The sequence below is a fragment of the Hymenobacter defluvii genome, assembly GCF_017589435.1.
Classification (GTDB): Bacteria; Bacteroidota; Bacteroidia; order Cytophagales; family Hymenobacteraceae; genus Hymenobacter; species Hymenobacter profundi.
Map to the genome: position 1 here is coordinate 99,530 of NZ_JAGETX010000008.1, position 14,519 is coordinate 114,048.

Annotated in this window: 8 protein-coding genes; 5 read left to right on the forward strand and 3 right to left on the reverse strand. The window is 56.4% G+C overall.

What is annotated here, in order from left to right:
* Window positions 1-20: 20 nt before the first annotated feature.
* On the reverse strand, window positions 21-3,512 hold the full coding sequence (locus J4D97_RS14755) for a carbohydrate-binding protein (RefSeq protein WP_208308207.1): 3,492 nt from the start codon (window positions 3,510-3,512) through the stop codon (window positions 21-23).
* A 298-nt stretch (window positions 3,513-3,810) separates the two neighbouring features.
* Between J4D97_RS14755 and serA the strand changes: the two genes are divergently transcribed.
* From serA to J4D97_RS14775, 4 genes are all read left to right on the forward strand, one after another.
* Window positions 3,811-5,715, forward strand: coding sequence for a phosphoglycerate dehydrogenase (serA, locus tag J4D97_RS14760; RefSeq protein WP_208308208.1), 1,905 nt, complete (start codon window positions 3,811-3,813; stop codon window positions 5,713-5,715).
* 140 nt (window positions 5,716-5,855) lie between these two features.
* Window positions 5,856-7,334 carry a TlpA disulfide reductase family protein gene (locus J4D97_RS14765; RefSeq protein ID WP_208308209.1) on the forward strand — a complete coding sequence of 493 codons (1,479 nt, stop codon included), beginning with the start codon at window positions 5,856-5,858 and terminating at the stop codon, window positions 7,332-7,334.
* A 42-nt stretch (window positions 7,335-7,376) separates the two neighbouring features.
* Window positions 7,377-8,498, forward strand: coding sequence for a TlpA disulfide reductase family protein (locus J4D97_RS14770; protein WP_208308210.1), 1,122 nt, complete (start codon window positions 7,377-7,379; stop codon window positions 8,496-8,498).
* Window positions 8,499-8,574: 76 nt separating this feature from the next.
* A complete protein-coding gene (locus J4D97_RS14775) occupies window positions 8,575-9,708 on the forward strand; it encodes an AhpC/TSA family protein (protein WP_208308211.1) in 1,134 nt (377 codons plus the stop codon).
* A 169-nt stretch (window positions 9,709-9,877) separates the two neighbouring features.
* On the opposite strand, the gene J4D97_RS14780 is transcribed toward J4D97_RS14775, so the two are convergent.
* Together J4D97_RS14780 and J4D97_RS14785 are read right to left on the reverse strand one after the other, a co-directional pair.
* Complete coding sequence (locus J4D97_RS14780; RefSeq protein WP_208308212.1) at window positions 9,878-11,227, reverse strand: D-alanyl-D-alanine carboxypeptidase/D-alanyl-D-alanine-endopeptidase; 1,350 nt, start codon at window positions 11,225-11,227, stop codon at window positions 9,878-9,880.
* A 366-nt stretch (window positions 11,228-11,593) separates the two neighbouring features.
* Complete coding sequence (locus J4D97_RS14785; protein ID WP_208308213.1) at window positions 11,594-12,004, reverse strand: VOC family protein; 411 nt, start codon at window positions 12,002-12,004, stop codon at window positions 11,594-11,596.
* An 854-nt stretch (window positions 12,005-12,858) separates the two neighbouring features.
* On the opposite strand from J4D97_RS14785, the gene J4D97_RS14790 reads away from it, so the two are divergent.
* Window positions 12,859-14,505 carry a CTP synthase gene (locus tag J4D97_RS14790; protein ID WP_208308214.1) on the forward strand — a complete coding sequence of 549 codons (1,647 nt, stop codon included), beginning with the start codon at window positions 12,859-12,861 and terminating at the stop codon, window positions 14,503-14,505.
* The last annotated feature ends 14 nt before the right edge of the window (window positions 14,506-14,519 follow it).

Sequence of the window (14,519 nt, forward strand, 5' to 3'; positions counted from 1 at the left end):
TTTCATTGGCAAGAGGTAGCTTACTCTACTATCAATTTCTGCACTACGCTGCGGTTCGGCAGCTCAGCTTCGAGCAGGTATACTCCCTTCGCGAGGGTGTGCCACACGGTCATTTCGGTGGCATTTTTGGGAGGAACCTGCACAAGCACTTCCCTACCCGTGAGGTCGCGCACCACCACGCGGGTAGGCTGCTGCCGGCCGTCTTCGAACCGCACCCGGAAGCTGCCGCGGCTGGGATTGGGATACACTGACAGGATAGCCGCAGCCTGTGCGGTTTTGTTGCTAAGTGTTGATTGATACTTGAATTCCAGCCAGTTCAGGTTGAAAGAGCTGGTCTGCATCAGCACGCGCAGCACGTGGCGCCCAGCGGTGAGCGGCACCAGGGTAGGCGCCGTGAAAGTGCGCCAGGTTTGCCAGCCTCCCGTGACGGCAAACGTAGCCGTGTGCAGGTCTTGCGCCGTGCCGCTGTCCATCAACTGGAGCTTCACCGCCCCCGCCGTCGACTCGCTGGCCACGCGGTAGTCTACCTGGTACATGCCCGACTGGTTTACGCGCACCACGTACTCCAGGTAGTCGCCGGGGTCAGCGTGGCCCACGTTGAGGCCGCCGTCGGTGTCGGAGCTGTTTTCGGTTTCGAGGCCACTGTTGACGGTGAAGTTGGCCGCCTTGATTTTGCCCGGAATCAGGTTAGTAATAACTTCTACTTTATTGATGATAAACTGAGCATCAAAAGCTTGCAGCGCCTCGCCGGTGGTGGCTTTCACGTCGCCCGTCCCGTCGTAGCTCACCTTCACCACGGTGGTAGGCGTGGCGGATTGCGGCAGCGTAAGTACCAGTTGCTGAGCAGCATTCAGCGAAGCAGCACCAATGGTAGCAGCCGTGCCGTTCAGCAGCAGGCTGAACCCTTTGTTGCTGACGGAGGTAGGGGCCACGGGCCGGTTCAGCGTCAACAGCACGGCCGTGCCATCTGCATTAGTCTCACCCGACACCACACGCAGCGGCGTACCGGCTGGCACGCTGGTCAGGCGGAACTGCATCCAGTTCAGATTGAACTCGCCCGATACCACATCGATGCGCAGCTGCTGGTCGCCAGCAGTCAGGCTAAAGGGCTTGCCCGACACGGTTTGCCAGGTTTGCCAGCCGTTGGTGCGGGCCACCGTGAGGGTTTCCAGCAGCGTCGTCTGCCCATTCACCACGCTCGACACGTTGATGACGTTGGGGCCGGCGTTGTCGCTGGCTACGCGGTAGTCTACCTGGTAGGTGCCGGTTTCCTTCACCGTCACGTTGTAGCCGAAATAGTCGCCGGGGTTGAGGTAGCCCACCTGCGAGCCGCCGTCCACGTCGGCCGCGCCGCCAATGCTCACGCCTTCATTCACGTCGAGGTTCTCGGCCTCCAGGCGCCCCGGAATGATTTTCTGCGTGGCCGGATTCACCAAATCCACCGTCACGGGCTGGTTGGTGAAAGCGGCCAGCGCCACGCCGGCGTCGTTGGCGACGGCAGTGCCAGCGTAGCTCACCGTCACTACGTCGCCGTAGGTGACGGGCCGGGCCAGCGTGAGCGTCAGCCGCTGCGGGCTACCCGCGGGCTGCGCTGCCGCGCTGACGGTTGCATTCGTGCCGTTCACCTGCACCGAGAAGCCCGCGGGCGTCGTCACGGCCGCCAGCGCTTGGTTGAATGTCAGCACAATGCTTTTACCTACCTCAGCCGTGGTGGCTGCCAGCAGCTGCGGCGCGGTCGTGGCCGCGTGCGGCGCACTGAATTGCAGGTAGTTGAGGTTGAAACCACCATTCACCACGTACAGGCGCAACTGGTTGGTGCCGGCTGTCAGGTACAGGTCCTTGATGTCGGCTGAGGTCCATTTCGACCAGTCGCCGGAACTGGGTAGGGTTACGGTTTTGGTGAGCGGCACGCCGTTGCTGGTCAACCGAATCTGCCCGCCGCCGCTGGCCGAGGCAATGCGCACCTGCACATCATAGAGGCCGGTAGTAGGCACTTGCACGGTGTATTGCAGCCATTCGCCGGTCGAAATCCAACCCACACCGTAACCCGTGCTCACGGCGTCGGAGTTGCCTTCAATATCCACCCCGTCGTTGCGGTAGCTCCAGCCTTGGTTCCAGGCCTGATAGGTGTTGGTATTGGTATGGTACGTGGCCGTGTCGAGGTCGTAGTAGGCGGCGCCGTTGCGGCCTAGATCGTAATCGACGGCAAACAGTGGCATGCTGGTATTCAGGGCGTAGCGCTTAAAGGCCTTGGTAGCGCCAGGCGTTTGCACCTGCCGGAACATCGCGTCGATGTAGTCGGGGTGGTAGAAGCAGTTTTCTACCTTGTAGTTAGTGGCCAGCGCCAGCAGCGCAGCCGAGGCCTCGGCTGCCGAAGGCTGCGTGCCGGTGCCCTTCCAGTAGTCCAGCAGGCGCTGGTAGCTGGCGGGCTTGCGCACTTCCAGCGGCGTGTTCAGTCCTACCTTCTTATACGTCCACCACGACCAGCCAATGTGGTTGTCTTCCAGCAGCTTAATGGCGGCGCGGTGCCAGGGATTGGAGTTCTCGCCCGACTCGCCCATCCACAGCGGCACGTTGTAGCGGCTGCTCAGATCCAGCATTCCCTGGATAGAAGCCTTGTCGTTGTAGTTCCAATACTTATGAAAGCTCAGCACCACGTTGTTGTCGCTCATGGGCCACAAGCCGTTGTGGTTGTTGGCGAAGCAGTTGCCTTCGATGTAGATAATATGCTGCTTATCCACCTCCCGGATAGCGGCGGTGATGTCGGTGAGCAGGGCTTTGAGCGGGGCGTTGGTCTGCTCGTCGCAGCCCTGGGCGCCGGCGCCAGCCGTGAAGTTCCAGTTAGTTTCGTTGATGAGGTCGTAGCCGCCAATCCAGGGCTCGTTGGCGTAGTGCTCGGCAATGCGCCGCCACAGGGCCACCGTTTTTTGGCGGTTGGCCGCGCTTTCCCACAGGGCGGGCTTGCTGGGGTCGTAGTCCGATATGGCGGCATCCTTACCCTGGCCGCCGGGGGTAGCGTGCAGGTCCAGAATCAAATACACGCGGTTGGCCTTGCACCACTCCAACAAGCGGTCAGTCAGCTCGAATCCCTTCGGCCGCCAGGTGTTTTGCCCCGCTACCGGCTCCTCCTCAATGGGCGCCGTGAACAGGTTGTAGTGCAGGGGTAGGCGGATAGAGTTGAAGCCCCAGCGCGCCAGCGAATCCACGTCGCGCTTGGTGATGTAGTTATCGAGCCAGGCGTCGTAGAACGCTTGGGTTTGCGCGTCGCCTACTAGGCCCTTGATCTTGGCGCGCAGCTCGTGCTGGGTGTTGGCAACGCTCTCCGTTTGTAGCATATAGCCTTCTTGCAGCATCCAGCCGCCCAGGCCCATGCCGCGTAGCAGTACCTCCTGCCCTTGGTCGTTCACGATGCGGCGGCCGTCGGCGCGCAGTAGTTGGCCGTAGCCGGGAGCAGCGCCCAGCAGCAATAATAGCAAGAGCCAGACGGCCCGTGCGGGTAGCATTTTTTTCATGCGAATGGTGGGGTTTGGAAAGGTTAGGGGTCGGAAGGGTAGGCGGCACGCACGAGGGCACCACGGGGTAGCAAGCGGCGCATACAGCAGCCGCACTTACTGGATAATAGCCTGAATAAAAGATAAAAATCAGGTACTTGAAAGCGCTGCTTTGCGTAAATCGCCCCATCTTTCCGGGCAGAATCCGGTTGCGTGTGTTGTAAGCGTATAGCCCATAACCGTAAAAAATTGCGCAACACAGCGTGTTCTACCTTTCAGATGCGCTTGTTCCGTCATTCTGTTCTACCTTGCTTTTTCTATGTCTTCTCCTCCTACTGCTCCCCTCCCCTACCTCATCATCGACTTCGACAGCACGTTCACGCAAGTGGAAGGCCTCGACGAGCTAGCCGACATTGCCCTCACTGGCGACCCCAGCCGGGAGAAAATTGTGGGCGAAATCCGCGCCCTCACCGACCAGGGCATGAATGGCAGTATTAATTTTTCGGAGTCGTTGCGGCGGCGGTTAGCGCTGCTGCCGGCCCGGCGTGAGCACCTGCCGCTGCTGGTAGAACGCCTGAAGGGCAAAGTATCGGACAGCATCCGGCGCAACGGCGACTTTTTCCGGCAGTTTCCGGGCCGGGTATATATTATCAGCAGTGGCTTCCGGGAGTTTATTGAGCCAGTGGTGGCCGATTTTGGCATCACCGCCGATTACGTGCTGGCCAACACCTTCACGTATGACGACGAAGGCCGCATCACCGGCTTTGATACAGACAACGTGCTCAGCCGCGACGGTGGCAAGATTGAGCAACTGCGCCGCCTCGACCTGAGCGGCGACGTGTACGCCCTCGGCGACGGCTACACCGACTACCAAATCCGCGAGGCCGGTCTGGCCAACCGCTTCTACGCCTTCACCGAAAACGTGTCGCGCGAGGCCGTAGTGGCCCGCGCCGACGAGATTCTCCCTTCTTTCGACGAGTTTTTGTACCAGAACAAACTACCCATGTCGCTTTCTTACCCCAAAAATCGCATCCGCGTCCTGCTACTCGAAAATGTTGAAGCCTCGGCCGAAAAGCTGTTCCGCGACGAAGGCTACCAGGTAGAGATTGTGGCCGGCGGGCTGGATGAGGACGAGTTGGTGGAGCGCATTCAGGGCGTGAGCATCCTGGGTATTCGTTCCAAAACCAACGTTACGCAGCGCGTGTTGGATGCCGCCAACCGCCTGATTGCGGTAGGCGCCTTCTGCATCGGCACCAACCAGATCGACCTCACAGGCTGCATGAAAAAGGGCGTGGCCGTGTTCAACGCCCCGTTCAGCAACACCCGCTCGGTGGTGGAACTGACGCTGGCCGAAATCATCATGCTAGCCCGCCGCATTCCGGAAAAAAACCCCAAGATGCACCAGGGCGAGTGGGACAAGTCGGCGAAGGGTGCATTTGAGATTCGCGGCAAAAAGCTGGGTATTGTGGGTTACGGCAACATTGGAGCGCAGCTCTCGGTGGTAGCCGAGGCCGTGGGCCTGCAAGTGCTGTACTACGATGTGGCCGAGAAGCTGCAACTCGGCAACGCCACCAAGTGCCGCACCCTCGACGAGCTGCTGCAACAAGCCGACATCGTGACCCTGCACATCGACGGCCGGCCCGAGAACAAGAACTTCATCGGGGCCGAGCACTTTGCCCAGATGCAGCCCGGTGCGCTGTTCATCAACAACGCCCGCGGCCACGTGGTAGACGTGCCCGCCCTGGCCGAAGCTCTGCGCTCGGGCCACCTGGGCGGTGCGGCCATCGACGTTTTCCCGCACGAGCCCAAGACCAACGACGAAAGCTTTGAAAGCGAGCTGCGCGGCCTACCCAACGTGCTGCTTACCCCCCACATTGGCGGCAGCACGGCCGAGGCTCAGCGCAACATTGCGCACTTCGTGCCCGAACGCATCATGGACTACATCAACAGCGGCAACACCCAGCAGAGCGTCAATTTCCCCAACATCCAACTGCCCGAGCAGCAGGCGCACCGCCTCATCCACATTCACGCCAACGTACCCGGCGTGCTGGCCCACATCAACAACGTGCTGGCTACCCGCCACGTGAACATTCTGGGGCAGTACCTGAAAACCAACGAGCACATCGGCTACGTGATTACCGATGTAGACAAGCAATACGAGCCCGAGCTGCTGGACGAATTGCGCCAGGTAGAGCACACCATTAAGTTTCGGGTGCTATATTAGGCTGTCTTTCAGCCACCTGTCGTGCTAAGCGCCGCGCAGAACCCAGGGAGACGCCGCCCGGGTTTTGCGCGGCGCTTGGCGTTTAGGCTAGGTAAAATTATATGTGTAGTACCTGTTCTTTCACTTATAACTCTATTTCAATGAAAAAGTATCTGCTTGTTTTATTGCTCGCGGCGCCTTGGGTAGCAAAGGCGCAAACACCTATTCCTTTCACCGTGAAAGGCACTATTGGCAAGCTAAATCCACCAGATAAGGTGTATATGTTGTGCGATGGTGATTTTATCGCTTCTGTCTCGCCCATCAACGGTGTATTTGAAATAACAGGCACTGTTGACACGCCCCGTTGGGCGTGGCTATTGTTGGCGCGGGATGGTAAAAGTGTTTACACAGTGGGAGCTGAACGATTATCGTTGTTCTTGAGCAAAGGCACTATCACAGTAAGCAGCACCGATTCAATACACAAAGCCATCATCAAGGGACCAAAGCCCATGATGGAGTATCAGGCGCTGCAAGCATCTATTAAACAGGCATATGCTAAACACAAGCGCCAACTACCACCCCAAACTACCGACACGCTGGCTATCAAAGAATGGCAAGCGGCGCAGGACTCTATCTTTACTAAAAAGCGTACACAAATACTGAAAGCATACGCCCAGGCTAATCCTACCTCCTTTGTAAGTTTAGATGCGCTTCAACAGGCTGGCGGCTTGTTTGTGCCCAATTACGCAGAAGTAGGAACGCTTTACCAGGCGCTCAGCCCGGAGGTGCGCAATAGCCCCGAAGGCCGGAAATACGGCGAACTGCTACAGGTGGTCAAGAAGGCGAGTAGTCCACCAGCCAGTGCCTACCGCGTTACGGCGAAGATGCCCAACCAGGTAGCCAGCGCGAAACCGCAAGCTCTTCCAGTTGTCCCGGATTCGGTGATAAGGAAGGCGGTTGTGCAGTACCAAGAATCGCAGGCAGCCACTTATCAGGCCGTACATGAGCAGCGCCGCAAGGCACGTAATCAACAACTGGCCGCCTACGTCAAAGCTCATCCCGATTCCTACGTCAGCTTGGACGCTGTGATGCAGATTGGTGGCCCGGTACCAGACTACGCCGAAGTAGCTCCGCTTTACAAAGCGCTGTCACCTGCAATAAAAAACACATCAGAAGGTAAGAAATACGGCGAGAAGTTATCCGTTTTGGCTGCTACTGCCGTGGGTGCGCAGGCCCCTGGCTTCACCCAGCCAACGCCCGAGGGCAAACCAGTATCGTTGGCTGACTACCGCGGCAAATATGTATTAATTGATTTCTGGGCCTCGTGGTGCGGGCCGTGCCGGGCCGAAAATCCTAACGTTGTAAAACTTTATAATGAGTTCAAGCACAAGAAGTTCGATGTTTTGAGCGTTTCACTTGACAGTGAAGAAGACCGCGAAAAATGGCTAAAGGCTGTGCAAACGGACCAACTCGCCTGGACGCAGGTATCGGACCTGAAAGGCTGGGACAATCAGGCGGCCAAGCTCTACCACATACAAGCCATTCCACAGAACTTCCTGGTAGATCCTAGTGGCAAAATAGTAGCCACTAACCTGCGCGGCGACGAGTTGCAGGCGGCTTTAGACAAGTATATCAAGTAGCACACAAACGCTTTATTCTTTCACCTGCTTACTTCTATTTTCATGAAAAAGTATCTGCTTACCCTATTAGTCGCAGCGCCCTACCTAGTGCAGGCGCAAACGTCCTTTCCCTACACCGTGAAAGGCACCGTTGGCAAGCTCAATGCGCCAGCGAAAATCTATTTGGTGCGGGGTATTCAACCACTGGATTCCACTGTGTTGAAAGATGGTGCGTTTGAGTTTAAAGGCTCCACTGACCGCCCCATGGAGGTGGATATTGTGGTGCAGCGCAATGGCAAGCTGAAAGATGGTTTCTCACTTTCCCGCAACCGTACCAGACTTTTTCTAGAGCCCGGCCCCGTGATAGTTGCTACCCCCGATTCACTGCCGAATGCCACGTTTACGGGTACGCAAATGACAGCGGACTATAACAAAATGAAGGCTTCTTTTGCGCCTATCGTAGCCAAAACAAAGGCTTTCGGCGCAGAAGCCCAGAAAGCCTCGCCGCAGGAACAGAAGGACCCAGCGTTCCGGGAGCGTATGCAGGAAAAATTTAATGACATCAACAAGGAATATCAGCAAGCCTACGCAGCCTTCATTAAAGCCAACCCTGCTTCCTGGGTGAGCCTAGACGTGATGCAGTTTGCAGCGGGCAACGTGCCCCAATATGCAGAGCTGGCATCGCTTTATAATGCGCTGTCGCCTACCCTTCAAAACACTCCTGAAGGGCAACGTTACAAAGCAATATTGCCAGGGTTGCAAGCTATTGCTATTGGCGCGCAGGCGCCCAACTTCACCCAGCACACCCCCGAGGGCAAACAGGTATCGTTGGCCGACTATCGCGGTAAGTACGTGCTGGTCGACTTCTGGGCGTCGTGGTGCGGCCCTTGCCGCCAGGAAAATCCCAACGTTACGAAGGCTTATATTGCTTATAAAGGCAAGAATTTCGATATCCTGGCCGTATCATTGGACGATGAAAAAGCAAGGTGGGTGAAAGCCGTACAGGAAGATAAGTTGGCTTGGACGCAGGTATCGGACCTACAAGGCACGAAAGGTGACGTTGCAACTCGCTACCACATACAAGCCATTCCGCAGAACTTCTTGGTTGACCCCAGCGGCAAAATAGTAGCCGTGAATCTGCGCGGCGCCGATCTGCAAACGACCTTGGCCAAGTATATTAAGTAATGCAACCCGCTGAACGTAATACTCTACTTCAGTACAGCTTACCTCCAAATCCCTACCTTATCTCTACTCTGCTCTCATGAAAAAACACCTGCTTGGTTTTCTATTGCTGGCGCCCTGGCTGGCGCAGGCGCAAACCCCTACCCCCTACACCCTGAAAGGCAAAATTGGGAAGCTCAACGCGCCGGCCAAGGTATATATGCTGCGCGACGGCAAGTTTACTGACTCCACCGCCCTCACCAACGGCGCCTTTGAGCTGAAAGGCACCGTGGAAGCACCGCAGCAAGTGATGCTGGTGCTGGCCCGCGACGGCAAGCTGAAGCAAACGCTCGCGAATTTCATGAAGGCCGACCGCACGACGTTGTTCCTGGAAAAAGGTCCGGTAATGCTCACCAGCGCCGATTCACTGACCACCGCCAAAATCACCGGCTCCAAGCTCACGGCGGAGCACCAGAAGCTACAAGCCACTCTGAAACCCGCCAACGACAAAATGAAGGCGCTGATGGTCGACTACCGCGCCGCCTCGCCCGAGCAGCGCAAAGATCCAGCCTTTATGAAGCAGCTGGACGAGCGCGAAGAAGCCATTTCGGCCGAGAGCAAGCAGCACTACCTGGCTTTTGTGAAGGCCAACCCCAACTCGCCCGTGAGCCTGGGCGCGGTGAAGCAGGTAGGCGGAGCCGTACCCAGCTATGCCGAGGTAGCGCCGCTGTACGAGTCGTTGTCGCCGGCAGTGAAGAATAGCCCCGAAGGCAAGAAATACGGGGAAATGCTGCAAGCCATCAAAGCCGTTTCAATCGGCGCTACAGCTCCTAACTTCACCCAGCAAACCCCCGACGGCAAGCAAGTTTCCCTGGCCGACTACCGTGGCAAATACGTGCTGGTCGATTTCTGGGCGTCATGGTGCGGCCCCTGCCGCCAGGAAAACCCCAACGTCACCAAAGTCTACAACGACTACAAAACCAAGAACTTCGACATCCTGGGCGTGTCGCTCGACAACGAAAAGGCCCGCGAGAAATGGCTGAAAGCCATTGCCGACGACCAACTGGCCTGGACGCAGGTTTCAGACCTAAAAGGCTGGCAGAACGACGTGGCTGTGCAATACCACGTGCAGGCTATTCCACAGAACTTCTTGGTAGACCCCACCGGCAAAATTGTAGCCACCAACCTGCGCGGCGACGACTTGCGCGCAACGCTAGCCAAGTACATCAAGTAGGTTATCGTCCGATAGTTGTTGTCATGCTGAGCGGAGTCGAAGCATCTCTACCGCTTCACTGCAATTAGGGAGGATTACTCACGGTAGAGATGCTCCGACTCCGCTCAGCATGACGTTCTGAAAAGCGCCTTTCTCACCTGAGAAGGCGCTTTTTTGCTTGTCCCCTACCCTACCAACGTGCTCGTACCTGCGTAAGCACGCGCTCCATCTCGGCGCGCACGGCGCTGGTGGGCACCACATAATTGTTGTTGAGAAAGCTGAACGCCACCAGCCTACCCGACTTGGTACGCAGGTAGCCGCAGAGGTTATGCGTGTTACTGAGCGTGCCGGTTTTGCCCCACAGCCACGGACCCTTCGGGTCGCGGTACACGCGGCGCAGGGTGCCGTGGCCACCGCCAGCCGCCAGCAGGCTCAATAGGCGCGCTTCCGTTACTTCCTGGTGCAGCTTGAGTAGCAGTACCGTCAGGTCGCGGGGCGTGACGAGGTTTTGGCGCGAAAGGCCCGAGCCGTCTACCCAATGCGGCGCGTCGGGCAGGTCGCGGAGGTAGTTGGCCAGCGTGACTTTGATGGGTAGGGCCGAGTTGAGTGAATCGGGGCGAAGCTGGCCGGCGCACATCAGCAGCAGCTGCTCGGCCAGAAAGTTGTCCGACACCTGCAACATGCGCCGGTAGAGCGAGTCGGCGGGGAGGCCGCGCAGGGTGTACACGGTTTCGGCGGCGTGCGAGCGGAAGGGCACGGCCGTCACGGGGCGGTGCAGGGTATCCTGCAACAGCAGGCGCGTCAGCTCCGGCCCTACCCGGAAGGGTGTTTCGTCAATCCAGTTCTTGGCCCACGGCAACACGAAGAAGCGGTTTTCCAGCACGGCCCGGCGCACGTGGTCGTCGGAGGCGGCGGGGTAGTTGGCGGGCATGGGCTCTACCACCGGCGCGAAGTAGTGCGGCACCAAGCGCAGGTGTGGCGTAGGGCCGGTGCGGGCGTAGAACCGCACGGTGTGCCCATACAGCGGAAACGGCCCACGCTCGGGCTGGTAGTAATAGTTGTAGTCGTCCCAGCTCCAGCTAGGGCCGAACGCCGGCACGCAGGGCACGGAGGCGTAGTACAGCTTCTCGGGGCGGCTGGCCAGAAAGTCGAAGGCGCGGCGCGAGGGCACGTCGCCGTGTAGCAGGGTAGGGTCGCCGGTGCCCCAGAAAATCAGCGAATCCTGGTGGCGCACGTAGCGCAGGCTGGGAAGGGAGTCGCCCAGCAGGTGCAGGCCGGCGTAGAGCGAAAACAGCTTCATGGTGCTGGCCGGTAGAAAGTAGCGGTCGGCCTGCTGCTCGTAGAGCGTTTCGCCCGTCGTTGCATCCACCAGGCTCACGCCCACGTGGTGCTGCCGCAGCACCGCCGATTCGGTGAGCAGCTTGGTGAGCCACGCCGTATCGGGCGGGCGCGGGGTAGGCGGGTTGGCGGCAACAGCCGCCAGGGTAGGCAGCAACAGAAACGCCAGTAACGCGGCGCGGCGGCAAAAAGCAGTCAGCATAGACACGCAAGATGCGGAAGCTGCGCAGGAGAACAAAACGGGGTGGGTGGATTTTAGGGCTTTAAACTCTGCGTCCTCGCTCGGCTGTGCCGAGTGAGCCCTACGCCTGAGAGGCTGCGCCCCGAATCCGTTTGCGCCGTTTGGGTAAAATTGACCTGACGTTAGTGCAGACGCGCGCAGCAAAGCTGCTGGGGCCTACTGCTCACTCGGCAGAGCCAAGCGAGTGCGGAGGGCGGAAAGAACACTGTAACGCGAAGCGCTGCTTCGCGACCGGTAGAACAACTCTGCTAGGCTAGTGCGGCGCTGGCGAAGCAAACGGCCACGAAGCAGCGCTTCACGTTACTGTGCACACTGGCTACGCCGCCTCTACAAAATCTGGCAAAACTCCAGCCGCTCGTCATCGGGCCCTAGGATATTGAGGTATTTGCAGCCATTTTTCCAGAAACCCAGATACACCGGCGCCTCTTCTACAATGCGAAAACCGTTTGCTTTCAGCGTGGCGAAGGTTTCATCAATATCATCCACATCGAATGCAATGTGGTCGATTTTGCCATTTGCTCGCTTTCTAATTTCCGTTAGCTCGGGCTCGGGCATCTGATACAGTTCGATGATCATATTCCCGTGCTGCATCATCATCACCCTACCCTCGTCCCTATCGTGCTTAAATGTGGAAGTCATCACATTTTCGAAACCCAGGCGCTGGTAGAATTTTTCCGACGATTCGATATCCGTTACTGGAATACCAACGTGTTGCAGGTGATTTATTTTCAGGTTCATACAAGATGGTTTGTACGTGATAGGTACAACATAACTTCTATCTCTATCTCGACTTTGTTCCTATCTGTTATCAATATATTGCTCCTATAACGTTATAACTTGAATATAACAAACTACTTGAGCGTAGTACTCACTCAGCACCACCTAATGCGAGCAAAAGGCATAAGGCTTAATTCTGCTAAACGAGCAAAATAGATATAATATATTATGTAATTTTTTACTAAACTTTATCTTTCATAATAACAAATATTTCAAACAAATAAAATATAATAGGAAGAGCAAAAATAATCAAATAACTCATAAAATCAATAATATTTTTACCTAATTTAATATTTTTATCTTGAAATCCCAAAACTATTCTTATCATATATTTGAAAACGAATTTCGAGATTATTAATAACAAACTGAATAATATTATTACAAACATTTTATTTCCAATATACAAATTAATATTAAAAACATCTCTGCTATATATTCCAATGCAAAATAAAACTACGCCAATAAACACTATAATTAATATATTGATTATATTTATAATATTTTTTCTTTTAAAATAAATAAATATGTGATAATTTATCAATCCTGAAAGGATCAAAAGCAGCATTTTTGAAACAAGCAACATTCTATCTTTTTTTTATAGAAACCGGAATCAAACTACGTTTATTATTCTGTTTCCTGCAAGTAAATATCATGATTTCATCTATTGCTAACTGCCCTACTCGTCTAGATTTGTAATCAGCTCTCGTAGGAGACTTACATTATATGATCTACCCTCCTACCCCCTCCCCTACGCCAGAAATACCCGAAAAGCAACACTCGCCCGCCCGGTTCTTTTCGTACCTTTGTTTCCCGTTATGCCAGACCGAAATTCCACGTCCGCGGCTCCAACGGCCAAGTATATTTTTGTCACCGGCGGGGTGACATCCTCTCTCGGAAAAGGAATCATTTCCGCTTCCCTTGCCAAGTTGCTGCAAGCGCGGGGCTTCCGGGTCACCATCCAGAAGTTCGACCCCTACATCAACATCGACCCCGGCACACTGAACCCGTACGAGCACGGCGAGTGCTTCGTGACCGACGACGGCGCCGAAACCGACCTCGACCTGGGCCACTACGAGCGTTTTCTGAATACCCCAACCTCCCAGGCCAACAACGTAACCACGGGCCGCATCTACGACCACGTGATTACCAAGGAGCGCGAGGGCGCCTACCTCGGCAAAACCGTGCAGGTAGTACCACACATCACCGACGAGATTAAGCGTCGCATGCTGCTGTTGGGCGAAACCGGCCAGTTCGATGTGGTGATTACGGAAATCGGTGGTTCCATTGGCGACATAGAAAGCCTACCCTTCGTGGAGTCGGTGCGGCAGTTGCGCTGGGAGTTACCGGAAAGTAGTTCCCTGGTCATTCACCTCACCCTCCTACCCTACCTGAAAGCGGCAGGTGAGCTGAAGACCAAGCCTACCCAGCACTCGGTGCGCGACCTGCGCAGCGCCGGCTTGCAACCCGACATTTTGGTATGCCGCTCCGAGCACCCCATTCCGCCGGAGATGCGCCGCAAGATTGCGCTGTTCTGCAACGTCAACATCAACTCCGTTATCGAAAGCCTCGATGCCGACACCATTTACTCGGTGCCGCTGCTGATGCTAAAGGAGCACCTCGACGAGCGTGTAATCAAGAAGCTGCGCTTAAACGGTGGCACGCATCCCGATCTGGAAAACTGGAAGGATTTCTTGGGCCGGCTGAAAAACCCTACCGAGGAAGTGACGATTGCGCTGGTAGGCAAGTACGTGGAGCTGCCCGACGCTTACAAGTCCATCAACGAGGCCTTCGTGCACGCCGGCGCGCAAAACGAGTGTAAAGTGCACCTGCGCAGCATTCAGTCGGAGCATATCACGGCCGAGAACGTGGCCCAGCTGCTGCACGGCGTGGATGGCGTGCTGGTGGCGCCGGGCTTTGGCGAACGGGGCTTCGAGGGCAAGATTGCGGCCGTGAAATACGTGCGCGAGAACAAGATTCCGTTCTTCGGGATTTGCCTGGGTATGCAGGTGGCCGTGGTGGAATTTGCCCGCCACGTGCTGCAATTGGAAGGCGCCAACTCCACGGAGATGGACCCGATGTCGCCGAACCCCGTCATTTCGATGATGGAGGCGCAAAAAGCTATTACGCAGAAAGGCGGCACCATGCGCCTGGGCGCCTACGACTGCGAGCTGCGCCGCAACTCCAAGGCCGCCAAGGCCTACGGCCGCAACCACATCAGCGAGCGGCATCGCCACCGCTACGAGTTCAACAACGACTACCTCCAGCAGTTCGAAAACGGCGGTATGGTGGCCTCGGGCACCAACCCCGATACGGGCCTGGTGGAAGTAGTGGAAATCCCGAACCATCCGTGGTTTGTGGCCGGGCAGTTTCACCCAGAGCTGAAAAGCACTGTGCAGAATCCCCACCCGCTGTTTGTGCGCTTCGTGAAAGCCGCTATTCAGCGGCATAAGAACGAGTTGTAATTTAGCTAGCTGTT

What these genes read in the sequence shown, in the direction of transcription:
- J4D97_RS14785 (WP_208308213.1), bottom strand. Translation starts at nt 12,004, where the DNA reads ATGAACCTGAAAATAAATCACCTGCAACACGTTGGTATTCCAGTAACG.
- J4D97_RS14775 (WP_208308211.1), top strand. Translation starts at nt 8,575, where the DNA reads ATGAAAAAACACCTGCTTGGTTTTCTATTGCTGGCGCCCTGGCTGGCG.
- J4D97_RS14780 (WP_208308212.1), bottom strand. Translation starts at nt 11,227, where the DNA reads ATGCTGACTGCTTTTTGCCGCCGCGCCGCGTTACTGGCGTTTCTGTTG.
- J4D97_RS14790 (WP_208308214.1), top strand. Translation starts at nt 12,859, where the DNA reads ATGCCAGACCGAAATTCCACGTCCGCGGCTCCAACGGCCAAGTATATT.
- J4D97_RS14755 (WP_208308207.1), bottom strand. Translation starts at nt 3,512, where the DNA reads ATGAAAAAAATGCTACCCGCACGGGCCGTCTGGCTCTTGCTATTATTG.
- J4D97_RS14765 (WP_208308209.1), top strand. Translation starts at nt 5,856, where the DNA reads ATGAAAAAGTATCTGCTTGTTTTATTGCTCGCGGCGCCTTGGGTAGCA.
- J4D97_RS14770 (WP_208308210.1), top strand. Translation starts at nt 7,377, where the DNA reads ATGAAAAAGTATCTGCTTACCCTATTAGTCGCAGCGCCCTACCTAGTG.
- serA (WP_208308208.1), top strand. Translation starts at nt 3,811, where the DNA reads ATGTCTTCTCCTCCTACTGCTCCCCTCCCCTACCTCATCATCGACTTC.